Below are 23545 nucleotides of genomic sequence, written 5' to 3'. Positions count from 1 at the left end.
CTTCTTGTACTACTTGTCTGTTTATGTAAAATCTTTCAAAGAACTCTTTCTTTATATTGCTAAGAGAAACCGTATTTCTCAAAAGCGAGTGCAAAAGTACGAACATTTTCCGAAACCACCAAATATTTCCAAGAAAAAGTTTGGAAATTAACAGTATTTTAACACTTTTGCGATATTTATCGTATTTTTCCTGATATTTCACTTTATTATATACATGCAGGCAATGCGCATGCGTGCGGGCGCACAGGCGTACTCGCATACTCAAATAATATAAGAAAAACAAAAATGAGAGAATTCGAAGAATAAAGGGCGTATCATAAATCATGTTTGATTTACAATACACCCTATAATTAGATATTAATATACCTTAGTTTTATTATTGTTTACTGTGCTTCAAAATAAAGAACACGTGAAGACCAATCAGTCTTCTTGCCCCAATCTACATTATTCTCTAATGGCATTTCCAAACCATGCTCCATTAAGAACTTGCCAGAGTAAGCCTTACCCTCATAAGCTAAAGGTGTATTATCAATAACATTAAGCTCACGTACCTTATACATCTTGTTAGCATCCAAACCTGCCATCTTTACGATAGGAAGATGAACATTATAGAAATTAGCAAGCTTCCACCAATAGAAAACAGCCTTATCCTTTGCCTCACTTACATACATAATAGATGACAATCCCTGGTTATCGTAAGGAGAAACCAAACGATAAAGGTCGCCAAACTGTACTACAGGACGAATCTCCTTATACTCAGCAATAGCTTTACGACAAAGCGCCTTTTCTTCTTTTGTCATATTCTTTGGCTGGATTTCCATTCCAAGACGTCCGCTCATAGCTACATCAATACGATACTTCAAAGAAGTAGTGCGGAATACGGTATGGTTTGGCACAGCAGAGATATGACTTGCCATGGCGATGGCTGGGAAGAAATAGCTGGTTCCATACTGCATATAAACACGCTGGAGCGCATCAGTATTATCACTTACCCAGAACTCATCGAAACCGCGAAGGAATCCCCAGTTTGCACGACCACCACCACTAGCACAACACTGTATAACAACATCCTTATATTTTGCACGAATGCGATCGATTACATTAGAAAATCCGCGATGATAAGCGATGTAGAGATGACTCTGGTCAGCAGCAGGAAGATACTGACTACCATGATTCATGATTGGCATATTAGCATCCCACTTGATGTAAGCGATGTCAGGGTACTTAGTAAGCAAATCATCTACTACATCAAATACGAAATCCTGCACTTTTAGATTACCGAGATCGAGTACCAGCTGAGTACCACCACGACCAACAACAGCATCACGCTTAGGAGCCTTGATAACCCAATCAGGATGTTTTTCGTAGAGTTCACTCTTGGTATTGGTCATTTCAGGCTCAATCCAAATACCAAACTTCACACCATTTTTCTTTGCATCGCGGAGCAAACCTTCAATACCATCAGGCAATTTTTCGGTATCTACAACCCAATCACCCAAAGCAGTATTGTCTCTCTTACGAGGATATTTTTTACCGAACCATCCATCATCCATAACGAACAACTCACCACCCATGCTATGAATGTCTGCCATCATCTGATCCATTCCCTTCTGGTTGATGTCGAAATAAACACCCTCCCAAGAATTCAAGAGAATATCTCGCTCCTTATCACCATGAGCAAGAACATACTTACGTCCCCACTTATGGAAATTACGACTAGCACCGCTCAAACCTTCATTAGAATAAGTAAATGCAAGAGCTGGAGTTTTGAAAGTTTCGCCCTTTTTAAGGTGATACTCAGAGTTTTGCTCATTGATACCAGCAAAGAAGTAGTGATACTCGGTATCATCGGTTACGGTTTTGAGTTTATAATTTCCTGTATACTCAAGCGCTGCACCGATTACCGCACCCGTATTTTCCTGTCCCCTACCATTCAGAGAGAACATAACCTCAGCATGGTCGGTATGAGAATTTCGAGTACCATCATTATTGCGGATAACGAACTCACCAGGCTGCAATTTTTCATGACTCAACTGTGCTTCAGCTGCCCATGTACCAGAAAGATGACTCATCCATACATCTCCACGACGGATAGGAAGCATAGCAGATGCAAATGTAGTAAGGGTAACAGTTCCCTTCTCACCGTTAGCAATCTCTGTCCATGCTTCTATCATATCAACATCATTGTATGAGCGATATTTCAAATCCACCTTAAGATTATATACAGGATCCTTGAGATGAATCGTAGTAACGGTAGTATTTCCTTCGTTCTTCACCTCACTACCAGTAGCAACGAGAGCAGTAGAAAGATTACCATCGCTATGACGCATAGCGAGTGCAGCTTCAACTGGAGTATTAAGACCGTATGCAGGATAAACATCCATACGACCGTTAGAAGCCACCTTAAGATTAGCCAAATCCAGATTATTCAACTTGGTGCCGAAGTAAAGATACTGAGCAGGCTTACCATTCTCTACATCGAGAACGAGCGAGATACCTTTACTATTCACCGAAACCTGCTCTGCCATCGCAGGCATGGCGATGGTCATAAGCAAGAATGCAATTGATTTAAATTTCATCATATTTTTATATATGTCGTTAGTTATTATCATTATTGAGTTTTCAAATGCAAAAATAAGAAAATAAACAGTAACCACCAACACTTTCTTGATTTATTTTCGGAATAAAGCACAAAAATGCAGACATCTGGCAAATAAAGCAAAACCTTTTACTTCAGATACAGACAATAACACCTTTCATATCATAACAATCCCTAAAAATAACTCTCAACTCGATTTTTCTTAGTATCTTTGCCACGCAAACAATATTTGTTCAACAATAATAAAAGATATTAAACAATATGAAACTCAAAATACACTTCAATCATAAAGAGGAACTTTGGAACTCCTGGTCGCATGCCGGTGGTATTCTCTTGGGTGTTGTCTTTGGAGCCATTTTCCTGTATTGGTGCTTTACGCAACATAACGGATGGGCCACAGCTGGTATTATTCTCTACCTGTTTGGAATGTTGATGTCGTACATCGCCTCAACTACCTACCATGCCATTTCTGCCTGGAGCAAATGGAAGGAGCGATTGCGCAAGTGGGATCATGCAGCCATCTATTGGCATATTGCCGGTTCTTACTCGCCTATCACTTTGATAGCGATGCGCGATCAGGGATATTGGGGATGGAGCCTTTTCATCTTTATCTGGACCTGCGCCATTGCCGGAACCGTCATGAGCTTCGCAAAACTCAAGGATCACAGCAACTTAGAAACGATTTGTTTTGTAGGAATGGGGTTATCCGTACTCGTGGCTTTCAAGCCATTGATAGATTCGGTTTCACCAGCCACAGTTATCTGGATTATCGCAGAGGGCGTCTGTTACATTACGGGAGCCGTTTTCTACAGCATCAACAAGAAGCGATATATGCATTCGGTATTCCATTTCTTTGTTTTAGCAGGAAGCGTTTGCCACATTATCGCAGTTTGGGATATCCTCATGAAATACATCTAGTATTTTACGGAAATATTTCCCACCAAGAATCACTTCTATACATTAATTATATATAGAGATACATAAATACCCGTTGGCTGAATAAAATTAATTATTTTGCCAACGGGTATACCTTATTATATATAGGAGATTTTTGGTTATTTATTCTTCCTTCTCCATTTTTCTGGTGAAAGCTGTAGCTGATGATACCAACTACAGTTTCTTAATAACAGTCTCCAACTGCTCACCCAAGCCGATAGTATATCCTTGAGAGATATAAACCACACGGTTGAAGGTATCAGAAAGGATGAACATAGGAAGGAGATTAGCATTCTGAAGCTTCATGTTAGTAACAATCTGCTTGCGGATAGCACCATCCTTATCAAAACCAAAGATGATATTCTTTGGCAATCCAGGGAATTCAGAGATTCTGAATTTCTGAGCAGACGCCTCATCCTCGAACAGAAGAACGATAGGACGATTCCATTTCTCAAATACCTGAGCCACTTTGGCAATATCCTTCAAAGCATGATTAGTAGGTTCCTGACCAACACCAATCACTCCCGTAATGAAGTATCCACGACCAGTCTGACTGAGAAGGCTTACCTCCTGGGCATTAGCTGTAGCAGATGCAAAGGAGCCACCATTTTCCTCAGGGCTAGTCAACAACATGAATTTCGACTCAGAGTCGAAATTACCAATCACAGTAACCTCAGTAGAAGAAGTACGTAAGTGCATATCAATGACAGTTGTACCGCCCTTTTCAACATGGAACATCTGCATTTCTGCAAGCACGCCACCATTGGCAAGACGAGTACCGGTAACAAGCGAATAGTCGCCTTCATCTAAATCCACCCCATTTTTAAAGGTACCGCTCCAAGTGCATCCTTCCTCAGGATATTCCAAGAGAGAGGTAGAACCATCAGGATTAATGCGATGCAAGGTGAAATGGCTATAATATTTAGGATCATCAATAGCACCATTATCAGCGTACTTCATGATAAGTTTACCTCTTGCTGCCACCTCCTGTTTAGCATTGTCGAAATCTACGTCTATCCATTCACCGCCATTTGCATTCTTATACTGTGTTTTCTTAGTCACTTCATCCACCTGAGCCTCGATACCCAAGCTTCTGGCAACATCCACAAAGAATACCTTGCGAGAACGAGCATCGGTAAGGCGAGCACGATATACACCGATAGGAGTTTGAGCAATCTGGAGCGCCTTCTTATCAGGATTGATACGGATATTCTTCTTCACCCACTCAACCAAGAGACTTGGATTGTTCTTAAAAGCAACCTGTTGCTTAGCAAATTCCTTTTCAAAGAACTGCTTGAATGGAGTAATGATCATCTCGTTTTCTACACGTGGAGACAACTGGTTGCTGTTAGCATTGAAGTTATCTTCCAATATATCCATCTGCATATCTCTCAAATCCTTGGCGCTCAATGTACCGAGCAAGCCGATGGCACGATTCAGATTATCCTTATGATTTATCAGGAATGAAAGGATAATGCGATGGTTACCGCTTGAACCTACCAGGAATTTCACCATCTTCTGAGTATTCTCCTCAGAACCAGAAGCAAGACCATTATCCTTCAATGCCTGCAATGCACTTTCCTTGTTGTAAAAGGTAGCGAGATAAGCATGGCGGACAGAATCTTCATAAGCAAAACGCTCTAAGTTTTTAGCTCTTGCCTCAGGAGAAACTTCAGGAATATTGGCTTTCTCTGGAGGAGGAACGATATCGAATGAATCTCTGAAGAATACCATCTTGGCAGAAGCTACCGCATTAGATTGCTGAGAAGCACTCATCTGCTTTCCAACCTCATAGGTCATTTTTACGGTTATTGCCTTGTCTTTCCCGAAAGAAGCCTTGGCAAAACCATATTTACCACCCTTGGAAGCCCAGATCATCATATCACCCTTGCCGGCAGAAAGGAATGTCTTGCCGTCTGCAGCTGTATATTTGGTAACTACTGTGTTAAACTCGGCGTAGTTATAAATCTTGAAATCTACTCTCGCTCCATCAACAGGATTGCCTGCTGCATCTACGATATTGAAATCGATGCGAGCTGAAGAACCATAGTTGTCGATGAGGTTGATTTCGGTATAGTTAGAGGTGCGGAGCATCACTTCCTCCGGACCATTATAATCACCGAAAGCCTTGGTGTGCATCAGCATGGCACGTGATGCAGGAGCATTAAACCATGCCAGATTCAATACTGCTTCCGGCTCACAGGCTCCCAGAAAGTACCAGGTACCATCAGCCCAAGCCTCTACCCAAGCGTGGTTATCATCAGTATGTGCCCAGCGAGGAGTATAAACCTGGCGTGCAGGAATACCAATAGCTCTCAATGCAGCCACGGTAAAAGTACTCTGCTCACCACAACGTCCGTAAGCTGAACGAATGGTAGAAAGAGGAGCTGATGTACGGCCATCAGAAGGCTGATAAGTAACTCGTTCATGACACCAGTGGTTTACCTCGAGGATGGCATCCTTCATGCTCATACCCTTCACACGCTCCTTCAATTCCTTGAAGAAAACCATACGGGAATTGTCCAGATTCTCATTGTTGATGCGAACAGGAAGTACGAAATGACGGAAAAGCAACTCAGGCACCTTGCTGCCCCAAGCCATCTGCTGACGTGCCTCGAAGCTAGAGCGAACGTTTTCCAGGAAGAAGCTGGTTGGATAGTCAGTAACATCAGCTAAAGGCATGTAAGCATAAAGAAACTGCAAAGCCTCTGCCTCATCGCTGGTAGCTTTCTGCTGCTTGAGCATCTTCTGGTCATAGAACTGCTTACCTACCAACTTGACCTTTTGTTGAAAGGCCGTTTCCATTTTCGTACGATAAGCTACATCGGTAATGAAATGATCATTTGCCGCCATCATAGTCTGCCAAGAGGCCAAAAACATAACAGCGAACATTACTAAAAATTTTCTCATTGTTAGTTAGCTTTTTAATTCTGTTACTATATTCCAGTTAATATATTGATGTTTCGATTTAAACTTTCTGCAAAAATAATGTTTTTTTTCGAAATAATAGCTATCCCAAAAGAAAAAATGTTATCTTTGCAGAAAAATTCGAGAAATCGAGTAAAAAGAGAAAAGAATTAGAAAGAAATCAAGTAACTAAACTGAAAGAAGAATTTGAAACTATGAACAGAAACGATTTTAAGTTTGAAATATGCGCCAACAGCGTAGAAAGCTGTCTGGCTGCACAGGAAGGTGGAGCCAACCGTGTTGAACTATGTGCAGGCATACCTGAAGGTGGCACGACCCCATCATATGGTGAGATAAAAATTGCCAGAAAATTACTCCATCAAACCAAGCTCCATGTCATCATCCGCCCTCGTGGTGGAGATTTTCTCTATACCCCTTTGGAGATTGAGCGTATGGAAGAAGACATTCGCCTTTGCCGGGAATTGGGTGTAGATGGTGTGGTTATCGGATGCCTTACAGAAGATGGAGAAGTGGACATGGAAGCGAATCGCCGACTCGTGGAACTGGCGAAAGGCGGTAATGAACAGAAACCGATGAGCGTTACCTTCCATCGTGCCTTCGACCGTGCCGCCAATCCTCAGAAAGCTTTGGAAGACATCATCTCTCTGGGTTGCGACCGTATTCTTACATCGGGTCAGCAGCCAAAGGCAGTAGAAGGTATAACGCTTCTTTCCGAACTTAAGAAGGCAGCAGCTGGTCGCATCATCCTCCTTGCCGGATGTGGCGTAAACGAGGATAACATCCGCACCATCTTTGATGCTACCGGTATCCACGAGTATCACTTCTCGGCAAGAGTCAACGTACCTAGCAAGATGAAGCTGCTCAATACCAATGTATACATGGGCACCGAGGGTGCTGATGAAAGTAACTCTCCTGTTACATCTGCAGAAAGAGTAAAGCAAACCATCGCCAACCTTTTGGGATAGGATTTTTCCGATAACGCAAATCGCGTTTTCCCACAAAACAAAAAAGTGTCGCAATCTCCAATATTCCAGGAGATTACGACTCTTTTCCAATATGTTATTCACACAAGCTTAGAGTGCAATTTCCACAACCTTATCCATCTCTGTAGGAACCTCACCGAGATTCAAGAGTACACCACCTTCGCACTTCTGAACTTTCACCGGCTTCTTGCTGGCAAAATCGAATGCCTTCTTCACCTTCTGGTTTCCAAGAGGCAGGAAGAGGCTCTTATCCTTCAAGTTCAGAATATGAACGAAGAGACGGTTGCCCTTCTGGGTAGTAACACCCCAATCATGAGGAGCCACGATGCCGCCACGGGTACCATAGATGGTTTCGCCGTAAGTCTTCATCCACTCACCCATCTCTGCCAGGCGCTCCAATGCTACTGCAGGAAGCTCACCATCTGGCTGAGGGCCGATGTTCATCAACAGATTGGCATTCTTTCCAGCCGCATTTACCAAGTAATGAACCAAAGTCTTGGTAGACTTATAATCCTGGTCGGTAATCTTATAACCCCACATGCCGTTCATGGTCTCGCAGGTTTCAAGAGGCAGACGGCTGATGTCCTGACCCGACAATCCTGCCTTATTCTCTCCAGGAAGATCACGCTCGAAAGCCTGAACATCCTCACCCTCGAAAGGAGAAGAGTGATGGTTGTTTACGATCAGGCAGCCTGGCTGCAGGCGATGGATAAGCGCATACTGCTCTGGCAACTGCCAATCGAAGTTAGGATTCTGATCCTGATCCCACCATCCATCAAACCAGATACATCTCACCTTGCCGTAGTTGGTAAGAAGTTCTGTAAGCTGGTTGTTCATAAACTGATAGTAGCTCTTCCAGTTACCCTTTGGATTAGGGCGGCCGGTACCTCTACCTGTTCTTCCCCAAACAGCATCCTCACGATACCAGTCGATATGAGAGTAATAAAGGTGCAAAGCAATGCCCTGCTTGTGGCACTCATCAGCCAGCTCCTTCACGATGTCGCGGCGGAAAGGAGTAGCATCTACAATATTATAATCAGAATACTTGGTCTTGAACATAGAGAATCCCTCGTGATGGCGAGTGGTGAAGCAGATGTACTTGGCACCCGAAGCCTTGATGGCAGCCACCCATTTGGCAGCATCAAACTTAGAAGGATAGAAACCGCCTGCCAACTTAGCATACTCTTTGTAATTCAGGTCCTTATTGGTCATTGTCCATTCGCCGGTAGCGAGCATGCTGTACAATCCCCAATGCAGGAAGATACCGAACTTATCATCCTGGAACTGCTTGCGGGATTCCAGATTTTCCGCAGATGGTTGATAATGCTGAATCTTGTTTTCCTTGGCAGCATCATTCCCAACCATGGCATTAGCTGTTAGGCTAGAGCAACCCAAAGTAAGGATTGCAGCACATAATTGTGACTTAAAACTCATTTTAATTCCCATAATTAATGTTGTTGTTATAGTTAGTTATAATGGTGCAAATATACAACTTTTTTTTAAGAATAAGGATGATAATCAGAAAAAACTCTATTTTTTCTCTTCTTTTCTCAGCTTCCTCTTCTTTTCTTAGCTTTTCCCAGCTCTCTTTTATCCCTAAGATTAAAATATATGATATTTTTATAATATTTCCAAATTTATTTGGGAATTAGAGAAAGAAATCGTATCTTTGCAATGTCTATCAGAGAATTGCGCTGTAGTACTTATCTGATAGAGAATGAAAGAACAAGAATATTTACATCAAAAGAAGAAAGGAAAACATTATGAAGAAATATGTTTGTGACGTATGTGGTTGGGTTTATGATCCAGAAGTAGGTGATCCAGAGGGCGGCATCGCTCCAGGTACAGCATTCGAAGACATCCCAGATGATTGGGTTTGCCCTCTTTGCGGAGTAGGCAAGGATGATTTCAGCCTCGTTGAGGAGTAACCCGAAGAAAACTTTTTGGAGGAATAATCCAAAGAAACGCCTGATATTCAGGCAACACATATTAATATAGGAGGAACCATTATGACAAAAGTTAGAGAAATCTACCGCTGCCAGATTTGTGGCAACGTAGTAGAAGTAGTGAACCCTGGAGCCGTGCTTAGCTGCTGCGGTGAACCAATGAAGCTCATGAAGGAGAACACCAGCGATGGTGCCAAGGAGAAGCATGTGCCTGTGATTGAACCTATCGAGGGCGGTTACCGTGTAACAGTAGGAAGCGTGGAGCATCCGATGCTCCCAGAGCATTACATCCAGTGGATTGAGCTGCTCACCCCTACCGATGTGCTTCGCCATGAGTTGAAACCGGGCGAAAAGCCAGAGGCTATCTTCATGACAAATGCTGATGCCAAGGATGTTACGGCTCGCGAATACTGCAATCTCCACGGATTGTGGAAGGGGGTAATTGAAGGATAAAAACCATCATACCAACAAAAGGTCTCATATCGTTTTCCCAATGTAGGAAATATGATATGAGACCTTTTTAACTTTATTTACATCTCGTTTCTTATCACATTCGCCAGGAAATATCTATCTTTGCCGACAAAACGCTATAGATGATGAGAAGAATATGGAATGATCTTACATCAATGCGCTTGCTGCCAGCATTATTCACCTGCATCTGTCTGATTTCCTGTTCACAAGATACAACAACAGAAAACCAGCGCTCCGCCTACTATTGGAGTACAACCTGGCAGATGGACAGCAGCAAGATGAACTTCATCCAGAAACACCATATCAAACGACTCTACGTTAGATTCTTTGATGTGGTAAGGGATGCAGATGGAGAAATCATGCCCAATGCTACCCTGCAATTTGAAACAACCGATGAGAATATGACAGCCGAAGAAAAGGAGAAAGAATCTCTGATGCCGAAAGGAATGGAGATTATCCCCGTTGTCTATATCGTGAACAACTGTTTTAAAGCAAATACCAAGACGAATCCTATCCGCAGCAACAAGTCGGGCAGGAAATCTTCAGATGAAACACCCCGACAACTCGCAGATAAGATTCTGAACCGCATCCTTCAGATGAACGAAGCCAATGACATCGAGAACGTGAAAGAGATTCAGATAGACTGCGACTGGACTGCTTCAACGAAAGATGCTTATTTTGAATTCCTCCATATTTTAAAGGAGAATGCCAAAGACAAGAAGATGCAACTTTCCGCTACCATCCGGTTACACCAGCTCTCGATGACTCCCCCCCCTGTGGATAGAGGCATCCTGATGATGTATAATACGGGCGATGTAAAACAGCTAAGTTGCAAAAAGCCGATACTCGACATGAAGGATGTGGCTCCTTACATCCAGCATCTGGGCAATTATCCGTTACCGCTCTCTGCCGCTTATCCACTCTTCAGCTGGCGAGTCCTCTTCAGAGAAGGAAAATTCGTAGGCATCATGCATGCAGATGATGATTTCCCCGTATTACCAAGCGACAGCATCGTGATAAGAAAACCCGAAATGAGCGACATCATGGAAGCCGTCAGAAGCATCAATCACCAGAATGAAGACATCAACAGCGAGGTAATCCTCTTCGACCTCAACACTGATAATATCAAACGATTTAAATCAGAAGATTATGAAAAGATTTTTAATCATAGGAGTGATGGCAACAGCATTTAGCACCCACGCCAACGCCTGCGTTGCCGAATACTCTGATCACAACTATTATATGTTCAGCGTATTCAATCGCGACCAGACTTCGCCGGCGTATCTCTACGACATCGCTAGCTACTGGCAGAAGTATGCCGGCAATACATCCTCCATCAACTTATCTTTCTACAGATGGAACAAGGAGGATATTCAGAAAGTAGCCCGAAGCAAGAAGGATGCAGGAATGCTTTCTTACTTAAGAAATCTGAATGCCTACCTGGATGCCTGCGAGAAGCTGAATCCCAATGCCTGGAACTACATCTCGAAGCAAGAACGACTGCAGATACAGCAATCGCTGACACGACTCAACAATGCCGCTAAGATTTATAAAGGCACCCAACTCAAGAGCCAGTACGCCCTGCTCCGTATGCGTACCAACATGATGAAGGGATTCCACCAGCAGAACATCACCTATTGGAATGCCATTGCCTCCCGACTTCCGAAATCACCATGGCGAGAGGCGATGCGCAACATTTATGCCCGGGCTTTATGGAAGACGGGAAGACATCAGCAGGCACTCGATATCTATGCCGAGCAGGGAGATATGGCCAGCATCAGGGTGCTCGCCCGAAACTATCGCAATCTTGCTGGCATTCAGAGCACTTATCTCAAGAATCCGAATTCAGCCATGCTCACCTATCTGGTGCAGGATTTCGTGAATAACTGTCAGCAGACGATAGACAGTCGCAACCAGAACCCAATAGATAAGGAATGGATTGAGGAAATTGGCGCCAAGGTAATCTATCAGAAAGAAGCCCTCAACTTCATCACCTTTGCCAACAAGGTCATCGCAGAAGGCAAGACACAGAGTCCTTGCCTATGGCGCTCTGCCACCGCCATGCTCCATTATCTCTATGGATATCAGCAGGAAGCATGGAAGGAGATTAATGAAGCTATCGCCCTGGATGGAACACAACGAATGAAGGATAATGCAAGAGCCATCCGCCTTCTGGTTTCTACCCGAAATACACAGGTAGATAACGATTATCCGCAATATCTGGTCGGCGAATTCAAATGGCTCAACGAGATGGCGAAGGGAGAAAACCCAAGAAAAGATTCTTCCACCAATCCAGACAACCACTATGTAGAGGTGAAGGAGCGCGTGGCTTACCGCGCCCTGTACAACCGATTCAAGACGATGGCAGACAAGGCGAAAAAGGAAAACCGGCAAGAAGCCGGCAGAGATTACGAAAGCATGGCCACGGCGATGTATGGCATGATGGATGCCTACATGCGAACCTTCTACAAGGAGCAACAGAATGAAGAATACATCAGCCGATACCTTTATTCTTCAGAATACGCCCTTCGTCTCGATTCGCTCTCTGCGCAGCAACTTGCTGATTACTATCGCTTCATCACCGCTCAACATCAGGATGCCTTTCAGCAATACGTCTGCCAGTCGCTCTATCGAAATGCCGATTTCTTCAAGGATATGATAGGCACCAAGTATCTTGCCGAGGGTAACTTTGGAGAAGCTGCCCGCTGGCAGAAGGATGTTTCTTTGGATTTCATCAACAACCAGGCCATCAGTTTCTACGCCGAGAAGCGCAGTTATGCTGTACCTTACTGGTTCAACCACCAGAAGGTGAATGATTCCGACATGTGGAGCATTCAGGGCAGTTATGCCCACCTGAAAGAGAACCCGAAGTTGAAATTCTGTCAGGAGATGAACCAGCTCATCAGCCAATACAATGTGGCTTGTGAAGGCGAAGTCAGAGAGAAACTTGCCTATGAACTTGCCACCCGCTATTTTCAGGCATCCTGCTATGGCGACTGCTGGTATCTTACCCATTATGGCAAGAGCGTAGCCGATAGTGCCCGCACAGGCGAAGCCGATTTCGCAGCCATCGCTCAGAAATATCTAAAGGTAAGCAAGCAAAGCAATAACCTCACGCTTCGCTATCATTCGCTCTATGCTCTCTCATCCATCGGCATCGACCCATGGTTTAAGATATCATACGATGCAAACTGGAACGAGCAGAAGCTTCTCCAGCCACAATCCGCTCAATATCAGGCAATGATGGAATGGAGCAAGTTCTGTCATCAGCATCCGGAAATCGTGGATCAATACACCACCCGATGTGATGTATTGAAGCAATTCGAAAAAAATCTCTAATCTCTTACCATTTTCCCAGCGTTGGGAAAATGGTAACTTTTTCACCGCACATCAGCCGTCCAACACTCGCACATCAGCTGTTATGCATCCGCACATCAAGTGATGTGCAAGCGTACAACAGCTGATGTGCGGCCTTAGATACTATATCTTCCAACAATTTCTCCTATATCTTCCAGCAACTTCCATTATATACCTCAAAGACTTGTTATACCTTCCAGGTACTTCTCCTATATCTTTCGATAACTTTCCCTATATACCTCAACGTTCTCCCCTATATTTTTCTGCATCCGGAAGCGTTTCACTGGTTTTTCCAACATCAATTTTCCCTCATCTATGATTTTTAGTTAATTTTCCACGATTTCTTCGTATCTTTCATTTATAATGTGTAACTTTGCACCCAGAAATTTAAACGTTTAAAGATAAAATGGCATTAAAATGTGGTATTGTAGGCCTCCCAAACGTGGGTAAGTCTACACTGTTCAACTGTCTGTCTAGTGCTAAGGCACAGGCAGCTAACTTCCCTTTCTGTACTATCGAACCAAACTTGGGCGTCATCACCGTACCAGATGAGCGACTCAACAAGTTGGCAGAGATTGTTCACCCAGGACGCATCGTCCCAGCTACTTGCGAAATCGTGGATATCGCAGGTCTCGTAAAGGGTGCTAGCAAGGGCGAAGGTCTTGGTAATAAATTCTTGGGAAATATCCGTGAGTGCGATGCTATCATCCACGTAATCCGCTGCTTCGACGATGACAACATCGTGCGCGAAGGTGGCGCCAAGGTTGACCCATTGGAGGACAAGAGCGTCATCGATACAGAGTTGCAGCTCAAGGACCTGGAAACCATCGAATCTCAGCTCGCCAAGCAGCAGAAGACTGCTGCTGCCGGCAATAAGGACGCTAAGCTGATGGTTACCGTTCTGGAGGCTTACAAGGCTGTTCTGGAGCAGGGAAAGAACGCCCGTGGCGTTACTTTCGAAACCAAGGAAGAGCAGAAGGTGGCTCACGACCTCTTCCTCCTCACTACCAAGCCTGTGCTCTACGTAGCCAATGTTGACGAGGCTTCTGCCAAGACCGGCAACGAGTATAGCAAGAAGGTAGAGGAAATCGCTAAGGAAGAAGGTGCTGAGTGCATGGTCATCGCTGCAAAGACAGAAGAAGACATCGCATCGCTCGAAACCTACGAGGACAAGCTGATGTTCCTCGAAGAACTCGGACTGGAAGAGAGTGGCGTAAACCGACTCATCAAGAAGGCATACGCCCTGCTGAACCTCGAAACATTCATCACCGCAGGTGAGATGGAGGTGAAGGCATGGACCTATCACAAGGGCTGGAAGGCTCCTCAGTGTGCCGGAGTCATCCACACCGACTTCGAGAAGGGATTCATCCGTGCAGAGGTTATCAAGTATGATGACTATATCAAGTATGGCTCTGAAGCTGCTGTACGTGAGGCAGGTAAGCTCGGTATCGAGGGTAAGGAGTACATCGTACAGGATGGCGACATCATGCACTTCCGCTTCAATGTATAATCCTATTCTTCTACGGTTATGATAGCAAATCTGCTTAACTATATCGTATGGGACCCAGATCCTATCCTGGCTCATCTGGGTCCTATGACCATCCGCTACTATTCCACCTGCTGGATGATCGGTCTGCTGCTGGGCTATCTGCTCATGAGCAAGCTCTACAAGCAGCAGGGGCTTTCAGATGAGAAGTTCTCGCCACTGTTTCTCTACATCTTTATCGGTGTATTGATAGGTGGCCGTTTGGGACATTGTCTCTTCTATCAGCCGGAATATTTCCTCACCCAGTGGGATCACTTCATCGAGATGCTGATACCTATCCATCACATGCCTGACGGCAGTTGGAAATTTACGGGTTATGAGGGACTGGCGAGTCACGGAGGCGTATTCGGCATGTTCGTCGGCATCTGGCTCTATTGCCGCAACATGAAGGTGAGCGGCTGGGTAGTGCTCGATAATATGGGTATCTGCTCAGGCATTACAGCCACTTTTATCCGTTTGGGCAATCTGATGAATTCAGAGATTATCGGCAAGGTTACCGATGTGCCTTGGGCGTTTATCTTCGTTCGCGAAGACCTGTATCCACGCCATCCAGGTCAGCTCTATGAGGCATTGGCTTATTTCTGCTTCTTCCTCATCATCCTCTTCATCTATAAGAAGAGAGGTCCTAAGAGCGTTGGAACCGGTTTCTATTTCGGTCTTTGCCTTACCCTTATCTTCACCTTCCGCTTCTTCATCGAATATACGAAGGAGATTCAGGTGGCATTCGAGGCAGGCTTGCCTATGGATATGGGACAGATATTGAGTATTCCGCTCATCATCGCCGGTGTATGGAGCATTGCCCGAAGCTATAAGAAAACCAAAGCTTTGGAAGAGAAATAATGTTACTTACGGACTGTCATTAAGCCTCTGACTGGCGGTTATGATAGTCTTATTGGGGTCGAAAAGAGGCTCATTCCAATTATTGCCTGACTATGGCACGATATTGCCCTCTACTGGGGCAACTTTTTGCCATTGCCAGGCACAAAATGATACGTCGGGAGAAAGATTTCAACCTGTCTACCACTTCCTTTTGCCCGAAGCTTTCTAGCTATAGGAAAGGTAGTTTTTGCTTGTAAAAACCCTACTCTCGTTTTTACTCTTCACTCTTCACAGATTCGCCTGAAACCCCGATAAACACTGGGGTTGCGAGAGGTGAAGAGTGGTTGCTCACTCTTCACAACTCTTCACCACTCTTCACCTTATCACGAAGCTCAGCCATCATTGATGACTGGAGCTGGTCATAATAGATGACCAAACCATTGCTTAAATAATGCGTTTTCCTAAAAAATGATGAGGGTGAAGAGTGGTGAAGAGTTGTGAAGAGTCAACCGCAACTCTTCACCACCATAAACGCCTCACACACAATAGCTTACACCATAAATGTGAAGAGTGAAGAGTGTTTTTGAAAGTAGCTTTCTATGCAGCAAAAGGATGAAGACCAGGAAGGCTGTCATCATCCTTTATTAGAAATTATACTTTAAACTTAATGTGTATCCAATAGGACGGAGATGATACATATATCTATAATTACTCTCCCGTACCTGCTTGGATAGCCTCATCGTGCAAGGTGATACTGGAGATAGAATCATGGGCGGTGGTGGCAAGACGGAATTCACCTTGTCTATTCGTCTGTGTATAACGCTTCAACTTCTTATGTTGATTGTAGGCTCTGACCATTACATTGCCAAGAGCCTTTCCCGACTCGTCCCTTACCATTCCCGAAAGGGTGGTTTGGGCAGAGAGAGGCAAGGCTATTAGCAACGCAAGGACAACCATCCCAATATGCTTTGTAAGACTCATATTGTTTTCTTATATTATTCCTTTTCCAATGGGCTATAGAATAGCTTTCTCTTTGGTATTGGCATCGGCTTTCCATTCATATCCTTTGGAGCCAATGGAGAATTTTTCCAAGACTTTGTGGGATTAGCCTTATTATCAGCCAAAGCTTTATTAAAGCGCTCACGAGTAGTCTTGAAGTACTCTTTATCTGGAATTGTTATAGGTGAACTTGATTTTCGAACAGAAACAGCTGTAAAAGTATGCTCTTTATCTTCTGTTTGTGCCGCAAGGATTAACCCTGGCAATCCATTTAGCTTCCAAGGTCCTACGCTTTTAGGTATATCGCAGTACCAAGCATCCCAATTGCGACCACGGAAAGTAGCTGTTGCTTGATGGCATAAATATCCACAAATCATCTTTGTACTATCAGACAATACCCAATCAATTTGAGGTATATCCTCTTGATAAGTATAACTATCTATAGATACCTTACCATAATAAGACAGTCGTTTTGTATTTGCATTTTCTAACAAGAATTCTTTAAAGTCTGGTCTATACATATTATAGGTTTTAAAAAACTCTCCGTTAGTCATCTGTTGTTTTCCAACAAGAACAGAATCTAGCCTATAAGAACCATAACTCTCAAATTTAGAAACAGTATCTCCTATTTCCAATATAGCATAATACTCTCTCATATCTCCAATGCTATGGTCTATAATACGATAGTTATAGATGCATTCCATAACACTTGTGTCTAATGTTTTGTTTTTACCCAATTTTGCTGGTTCATTAGCCCATGAACCTTCTATTGAAAATTCCTGTGCGCTTGCTGCAAAAGGCATCATCGCCAAAAGCAACGCCATCATCATTTGTTTTATCATTTTCTTTTCCATTGTATATCTCTTATATATGTTTCCTACATACTTATTCTTATTAGAAAATACGCAACTCTTACCATTGAGTAAACTAAATGAACGCACTTTTAACTTTTATTCGTATTGGTAACTTGCGGCCTTTTATAATTTTGCCTTTCTGTAAAATATATAGATAGCATTCCAAATATTTAAAGAAAAAATACATGGAAAGAATATATCACTCCATTTATTTAAAATAACCCTTTCTATTATTTCTATTAAATAGACAACTTGTAAAGCTACTAAAAAAATCAGTATTGTATATTTAGTTATTTTTGTCATATTCTTCTAATTAAATTCGTTTTACCTGCTTTATTTAATTCTTACCACCTGTAAATATACAAAAAGTTACCTTTGGGTAACTTTTTGTGATTATTAACCTATACTAATGGTTAATCCGGTCATTAAGGTCAAGGTCATTAAGGGTCATTAAGAACTTTCGTATTCACATTCGATAGATACTTTGTGTTTCCAAAAACCTTAATGACCCTTAATGACCTTGACCTTAATGACCTGCCTCTAGTGCCGAAAGCCAGTCATCTATGAAGACTAGGGCTGGTCTTAAATGATGGCAAGTGCTGGTCTTAAATGAAGGCAGGCGCCAGCCATCTATGAAGACCTATCGGCCCAGCAGGATTTTCTTGATGTCGTTGAGCTTGTTCAATGCCTCTACCGGGGTAAGATTGTTGACATCCAAACCGAGGATTTCATCACGTATCTGCGTCAACACAGGATCATCGAGCTGGAAGAAACTGAGCTGCACACCCTCCTTAGGCTCATCAATGCGCTGCACATTAGGCTTGCCGGCACCACCAACACCCGCATTATCCTCCTCCAACTGCTTCAGAATATCGTTGGCACGGTTTACGATGCTGCGAGGCATTCCGGCAATCTCTGCCACATGAATACCGAAAGAATGCTCACTGCCTCCCGGCTCCAACTTACGCAGGAAGATAACCTTGCCGTTCACTTCCTTTACACTCACATTGAAGTTCTTGATGCGAGGGAAAATCTTCTCCATCTCGTTGAGCTCATGATAGTGAGTGGCAAAGAGCGTACGGGCCTGTGCCCTCTTATGTTCATGCAGATACTCCACGATAGCCCAGGCTATGGAAATACCGTCATAGGTGGAAGTTCCTCTTCCCAACTCATCAAAGAGAACCAATGAACGCGGCGATACATTATTTAATATATTAGCTGCCTCGGTCATCTCTACCATAAAGGTTGATTCACCCAGAGAGATATTGTCGCTGGCTCCAACTCTCGTAAATATCTTGTCAACCAGTCCTACCCTCGCACTTTCTGCCGGAACAAAGCATCCTACCTGAGCCAGCAAGACTATAAGAGCCGTCTGACGCAAAAGCGCCGATTTACCTGCCATATTAGGACCGGTAATCATCATCACCTGCTGCTTCTCTGTATCCAGCAACACATCGTTCGGAACATAGCGTTCGCCCAAAGGCAACTGGGTTTCTATCACAGGATGACGACCCTGCTTGATGTCGAGAATCTCAGAATCGTCGATAACAGGACGCACATAGCGGTTTTCATCCGATGTCTTGGCGAAGGACAAGAGACAATCCATACGGGCGATAAGGTTGGCATTGATCTGAATCTGAGGAATATATTCCTGCATGGCAACAATCAGTTCGTTGAAGAGCTGTGCCTCTAATACCAGTATCTTTTCATCTGCACCGAGAATTTTTTCCTCATATTCCTTCAGTTCCTGGGTAATATATCGCTCTGCCTGAGCCAGCGTCTGCTTGCGAATCCACTCCTCAGGCACCTTGTCCTTAAAGGTATTTCTCACCTCCAGATAATATCCGAAGACGTTATTATAACCTACCTTCAAGCTGGTGATGCCCGTCTTCTCTATTTCCCGCTCCTGTATCTTCAGAAGATAATCCTTGCCATGACGGCTGATGGAACGAAGGTCATCGAGTTCAGCATTGAAACCATCGGCAATCACATCACCCTTATTGACAAGCTGTGGCGGATCGGGCTGAATCTCTCTGGCGATACGATCCTTCAAGGTCTCGCAGACATTCAGCTGCTCCCCTACCCGTTTCAAGGCTTCATTTTTGGCATGCTGACAAGCCACCTTGATAGGCTGGATGGCTTCGAGCGCATTCTTCAACTGAACCACTTCGCGTGGCGAAACTCTACCCACGGCTACTTTGGAAATGATACGCTCCAGGTCGCTGATGCGATGCAGCTGGTCATCGAGAAGCTGACGGAATTCCGGTTCCTTGAAGAAATATTCCACGATGTCGAGACGCTCGTTGATTGGTTTAACGTCCTTCAATGGGAAGACCAGCCAGCGTCTGAGCATACGCCCGCCCATCGCCGTTACCGTACGGTCGATGACATTCAGGAGAGAAGAACCGTCTTCCTGCATAGGGGCAACCAGCTCCAGACTGCGGATAGTAAACCTATCCATACGCACGAACTTATCTTCTTCGATACGTGAAAGGGCGGTGATATGATTAATCTGTGTATGCTGGGTAATCTCGAGATACTGCATGATGGCACCACTGGCTATCACGCCGTTCTTGAGATGCTCTACACCGAAACCTTTCAGAGATTTTGTCTTGAAATGTCCCAGGAGTTTCTGCAGGGCTGTCTGTTCGGTGAAAACCCAGTCATCCAGTTCGAAGGTACAGTATTTACTGCCGAAATATTTCTCGAAGTCATTCTTTCGGGTACGGTCATAGAGCACCTCTTTCGGCATGAAGTTGCCCATCAATTTTTCTACATAGTCGTAGGTTCCCTCGCCGGTAAGAAACTCTCCGGTCGAGATATCCAGGAAGCTTACACCGCAGGCGGTTTTACCGAAATGGACGGCAGCCAGGAAGTTGTTCTCCTTGTAGTTCAGCACGTTATCTCCCATCGCCACACCCGGAGTGACGAGCTCGGTAATACCGCGCTTCACCATCTTGTCCATCTGGCTCAGTCCCTTCTTACCCTTTATTTCCAGTCGTTTCTTCTTCGGGTCTTCCAGCTGGTCGCATACAGCCACACGCTTACCTGCACGCACCAATTTAGGCAGATAAGTATCGAGAGCATGATGAGGGAATCCAGCCATCTCTGCTCCACCAGCCGAACCACCGTTGTTACGTCGGGTCAAGGTGATGCCAAGTATTCGGGAAGCCTCTATCGCATCTTCGCAGTAAGTTTCATAGAAGTCGCCACAGCGGAAAAGCAGCAATGCCTCGGGATGCTTTGCTTTCATCTCGAAGAATTGTCGCATCATCGGTGTAAGCCCTTTATTGTCGTTTGCCATTATCTTAGTTTTTATTTCTTATTCTCTTCATTTCCGGTTGAAATCCATCCTACCGGCAAATCCTTTAATATAAATGCAAAAATAAGAAAAAACGGGCAGATAGCAAAGGATTTAATCTATTTTTAATGTTTTTTCTTTGTATCACCATGATAAAACCGTACCTTTGTGGGCATGAAAAAGAAACAATTATACATAGGGGTCCTGTCGATTGTTTGCTGCGTACTCGTAGCAATAGGCATCACCCTGCACCTATTCTACCCCAAGAAACAGATACAGAACCTGGTAAAAACTCCACCAGTACTCCATCTCAAACCACAGGTGGCAGATACCGTAAAGAAGAAGAAAACTGTCAAGAAGATGGATTTTAACATCTCCGGTACTTTGCGGGATACAGAGGGAAAAGGCGTGGCTGATGTCATTGTGAGTGACGGATATAAATGCGTAAAAACCGATTCGCTGGGACGATACAAGATGAAGAGAGATAGCCTGGCTAGATTCATATACTATTCAGTACCAGCAGATTGCGAAGTTCCTACCCATTCTAAAACCGATCGTACGGCTTATTTCTACCAAACTGTATCCAAGAAGAAGAAAGTTTATAATTTTACGTTGAAGCGATTGCCAAATGGCAAGGAGACACATTACAAGATGATAGTCATCGGTGACCCACAGGTTACCAATGCCTACAGCCCCTACTATACTTCTCCGGATGATAATCCTATCAAGAAAAGCGATGTAGAAAGATTCACAACCCAGACGATGGCAGACATCAAGCAAACCATCAAGAGTCTTCCTGCCGGAACTCCCGTATATGGATTGAGCATGGGTGATGATGTACAGTATTATGGCGGCTATAATGCCAAACTGGAGCGACAGATACGAAAGGCCTTAGGTTCTTCAGAAATGCGCCTCTTCTCCGTCATCGGCAATCACGACCAGGATGGCAAGGCGCTCTACCGCAGGAAGTGGGAGGAGAATTTCGGTCCTACCGATTTTTCCTTCGACCGTGGCGATGTGCATTATGTCTGCATCAACAACTGCTTCTTCCATCGCGGCATGTCCTATTATTCTCCTGGAGAATTGCGTGAGCGCCAGGTGAGCTGGCTGAAGCAGAATCTGGCTCTTACGTCCAAGGATAAGAAGGTGGTGCTCTGCTATCATATTCCTTTTACCTTCGGCAATGCGCCTTTCAGCAAGGCGAAGCCGCTGACCAATGCCAATGAGGAGGGGCATTATTCCTCTTCCCGTCTCTCTCTCCTACTCTCTCTGCTGAAGCAGTTTAAGGGAGGATATGAACTCTTCTGCGGACATACTCATTTTGCCTGCAACCACGAGATCAATTATGAGGGAGAGGATGTGATGGAGCATTGCCATGCCGCAGCCTGTGGCAATATCTGGCAGTCGAACATCAACATCTGCGGCACACCGAACGGATATTATGTCTATAGTTTTGTAGGTACCAGTATCAGCAACTGCTATTACAAGGGAACTTTCTGGGACAAGAGCAAGCAGATGACCATCTTCCGTGCGCAGACAGATTTCAACGGCGAGAAATATGCCAAGGACTGGCAGTTGGCAACCAACAAGAATATCCTGGTAGCTAATGTCTTCAATGCCACCAGTCACTGGCGCGTGGTAGCCATAGAGGATGGCAAGGAATATCTGATGCGCCGCATCAGCAGCAAGGGTCAGGATGCCTTTGCCGCCGGCTATCATCATAAATACAGCGAGAGTGTATCCTATCGTTTCGTGAGTAAGGGGAATGGTTATCTCATCATGAACCACCTATATTATTATACTCCAAGGAATCCGAATGCCAGAATCATCATCAAGGCATCCGATCCATACGGAAATACCTATACGGCATCGAGCGACGAGGTAACGACAGAGCCGTTCGCCAATTATGCCCACTATTACGAGCAAGAGAATAAAGAACCGGTAAGCCAAGCACGCTAATGCTTGGCTTCCTCTATAATAACATCTAACTGGTTCAAAATATAGGGCGGGTTATCTTTGAAAGAATTTACCTTCAGGCTATTGATGAAGTTCACAAACCTTGGATATTTCTTAAACTCCTCTGCCATCGTCTGTTTGCGACTCTCGGTGAGGCGATGCTTCTCTCCAATATAGGCATGGGCCACATTCATCTCTGTAGTCTTATAGAGATAACGGAAGCCGTTCAACATATCCCATATCATGAATCCTTCCACATTCTTGCCCTTATAAAAACGCATGGCCAAAACAGGATAACTTAAAGAATCTACCGCAGTAGAATCTTCTGTATAAGAATAACGAATCTTAACTGGCACATAATGGAGTATGTATTCAGGATTGCGGTCATTCCACTCTAGCATGCTGTCAACTTCCTCATTATAATATTTCTCTGTTTTTCGGAAAAAGAATGACTAAAAAAGCAAAAAATAGCAGATTTGAGCTTTTGTTTTGAGTTTCAAGTGGTTGTGGCAGTCGTTGGCTTTTTGTGGCATTCGTGAGGAAATGCGAAAATAGCAGATTTGAGAAGTGGAAACGCTTTCAATTCATTACCTCAGAAAAACGCCCTAATGAGCTTTTTTAACGGTGTCGGTTCTTGTTTCTCCATTCTGCACAGGTTGTGAATTTGCCATGCAGCTCTCATAGTTTAATTTTGCACTGAACAAAAAGCAAACAATTATGAGAAGTACATTCAAGACAGTCTTCTATGTAAATGGAAGCAAGGAGAGAAATGGAGTTGTCCCTATCATGGGACGAGTGACAATCAACGGAACTATCGCACAGTTCAGTTGCAAGCTGAGCGTGACCAAGG

General features: G+C 44.1%; 16 protein-coding genes and 1 pseudogene. 10 read left to right on the top strand and 7 right to left on the bottom strand.

Features of this window, described 5'->3' with window-relative positions; genetic code table 11:
- Positions 1–383: 383 nt before the first annotated feature.
- On the bottom strand, positions 384–2579 hold the full coding sequence (locus tag F7D73_RS01365) for an alpha-galactosidase (RefSeq protein WP_153121948.1): 2196 nt from the start codon (positions 2577–2579) through the stop codon (positions 384–386).
- A 281-nt stretch (positions 2580–2860) separates the two neighbouring features.
- On the opposite strand from F7D73_RS01365, the gene trhA reads away from it, so the two are divergent.
- Positions 2861–3517, top strand: a complete 657-nt coding sequence (gene trhA / locus F7D73_RS01360; RefSeq protein WP_153121946.1) for a PAQR family membrane homeostasis protein TrhA — start codon at positions 2861–2863, stop codon at positions 3515–3517.
- 192 nt (positions 3518–3709) lie between these two features.
- Here trhA and F7D73_RS01355 read toward each other — a convergent pair whose 3' ends face one another.
- Positions 3710–6445, bottom strand: coding sequence for a transglutaminase-like domain-containing protein (locus tag F7D73_RS01355; RefSeq protein WP_153121945.1), 2736 nt, complete (start codon positions 6443–6445; stop codon positions 3710–3712).
- 212 nt (positions 6446–6657) lie between these two features.
- Here F7D73_RS01355 and F7D73_RS01350 point away from each other — a divergent pair, with 212 nt between their 5' ends.
- On the top strand, positions 6658–7428 hold the full coding sequence (locus F7D73_RS01350; protein WP_153121944.1) for a copper homeostasis protein CutC: 771 nt from the start codon (positions 6658–6660) through the stop codon (positions 7426–7428).
- A 108-nt stretch (positions 7429–7536) separates the two neighbouring features.
- On the opposite strand, the gene F7D73_RS01345 is transcribed toward F7D73_RS01350, so the two are convergent.
- Positions 7537–8811 carry an alpha-L-fucosidase gene (locus F7D73_RS01345; RefSeq protein WP_153121943.1) on the bottom strand — a complete coding sequence of 425 codons (1275 nt, stop codon included), beginning with the start codon at positions 8809–8811 and terminating at the stop codon, positions 7537–7539.
- Between the two features lie 398 nt (positions 8812–9209).
- Between F7D73_RS01345 and rd the strand changes: the two genes are divergently transcribed.
- The 6 genes from rd (at position 9210) to lgt (ending at position 15606) form a co-directional block, all read left to right on the top strand.
- Positions 9210–9374 (top strand): rubredoxin, encoded by a 165-nt coding sequence (gene rd, locus F7D73_RS01340; RefSeq protein WP_153121942.1) that lies wholly within the window; start codon positions 9210–9212, stop codon positions 9372–9374.
- Between the two features lie 81 nt (positions 9375–9455).
- Entirely contained in the window at positions 9456–9845 is a 390-nt protein-coding gene (locus tag F7D73_RS01335; protein WP_153121941.1) for a desulfoferrodoxin, read from the top strand.
- 140 nt (positions 9846–9985) lie between these two features.
- Complete coding sequence (locus tag F7D73_RS01330; protein WP_228117594.1) at positions 9986–11056, top strand: hypothetical protein; 1071 nt, start codon at positions 9986–9988, stop codon at positions 11054–11056.
- A complete protein-coding gene (locus tag F7D73_RS01325) occupies positions 11013–13202 on the top strand; it encodes a hypothetical protein (RefSeq protein WP_153121940.1) in 2190 nt (729 codons plus the stop codon). The genes F7D73_RS01330 and F7D73_RS01325 overlap by 44 nt, the downstream gene beginning before the upstream one ends.
- A 424-nt stretch (positions 13203–13626) precedes the next feature.
- Positions 13627–14730: a redox-regulated ATPase YchF gene (ychF, locus tag F7D73_RS01320; protein WP_089543063.1), complete on the top strand. Its 1104-nt coding sequence runs from the start codon at positions 13627–13629 to the stop codon at positions 14728–14730.
- 18 nt (positions 14731–14748) lie between these two features.
- Positions 14749–15606 carry a prolipoprotein diacylglyceryl transferase gene (gene lgt, locus F7D73_RS01315; protein ID WP_153121939.1) on the top strand — a complete coding sequence of 286 codons (858 nt, stop codon included), beginning with the start codon at positions 14749–14751 and terminating at the stop codon, positions 15604–15606.
- A gap of 687 nt (positions 15607–16293) precedes the next feature.
- Here the strand turns inward: lgt and F7D73_RS01310 are convergent.
- The 3 genes from F7D73_RS01310 to mutS form a co-directional block, all read right to left on the bottom strand.
- The gene (locus F7D73_RS01310) at positions 16294–16566 is read right to left on the bottom strand and encodes a carboxypeptidase-like regulatory domain-containing protein (RefSeq protein ID WP_153121938.1); all 273 of its coding nucleotides are present in this window, start codon (positions 16564–16566) and stop codon (positions 16294–16296) included.
- Between the two features lie 14 nt (positions 16567–16580).
- The gene (locus F7D73_RS01305) at positions 16581–17438 is read right to left on the bottom strand and encodes a GLPGLI family protein (RefSeq protein ID WP_153121937.1); all 858 of its coding nucleotides are present in this window, start codon (positions 17436–17438) and stop codon (positions 16581–16583) included.
- Positions 17439–18078: 640 nt separating this feature from the next.
- Complete coding sequence (gene mutS, locus F7D73_RS01300) at positions 18079–20742, bottom strand: DNA mismatch repair protein MutS (protein WP_153121936.1); 2664 nt, start codon at positions 20740–20742, stop codon at positions 18079–18081.
- A 171-nt stretch (positions 20743–20913) separates the two neighbouring features.
- Here mutS and F7D73_RS01295 point away from each other — a divergent pair, with 171 nt between their 5' ends.
- Positions 20914–22698, top strand: coding sequence for a calcineurin-like phosphoesterase C-terminal domain-containing protein (locus F7D73_RS01295; RefSeq protein ID WP_228117593.1), 1785 nt, complete (start codon positions 20914–20916; stop codon positions 22696–22698).
- Here the strand turns inward: F7D73_RS01295 and F7D73_RS01290 are convergent.
- Positions 22695–23096, bottom strand: coding sequence for a hypothetical protein (locus F7D73_RS01290; protein WP_153121935.1), 402 nt, complete (start codon positions 23094–23096; stop codon positions 22695–22697). The genes F7D73_RS01295 and F7D73_RS01290 overlap by 4 nt on opposite strands.
- A 316-nt stretch (positions 23097–23412) precedes the next feature.
- Between F7D73_RS01290 and F7D73_RS01285 the strand changes: the two are divergent.
- Positions 23413–23545 (top strand): annotated as a pseudogene (locus tag F7D73_RS01285) (site-specific integrase); the annotation flags it as partial.

The organism is Segatella copri (assembly GCF_009494395.1).
Lineage (GTDB): Bacteria > Bacteroidota > Bacteroidia > Bacteroidales > Bacteroidaceae > Prevotella.
The sequence above is the reverse complement of the archived record's forward strand: the minus strand, read 5'-3'. Positions and strand labels throughout refer to the sequence as shown.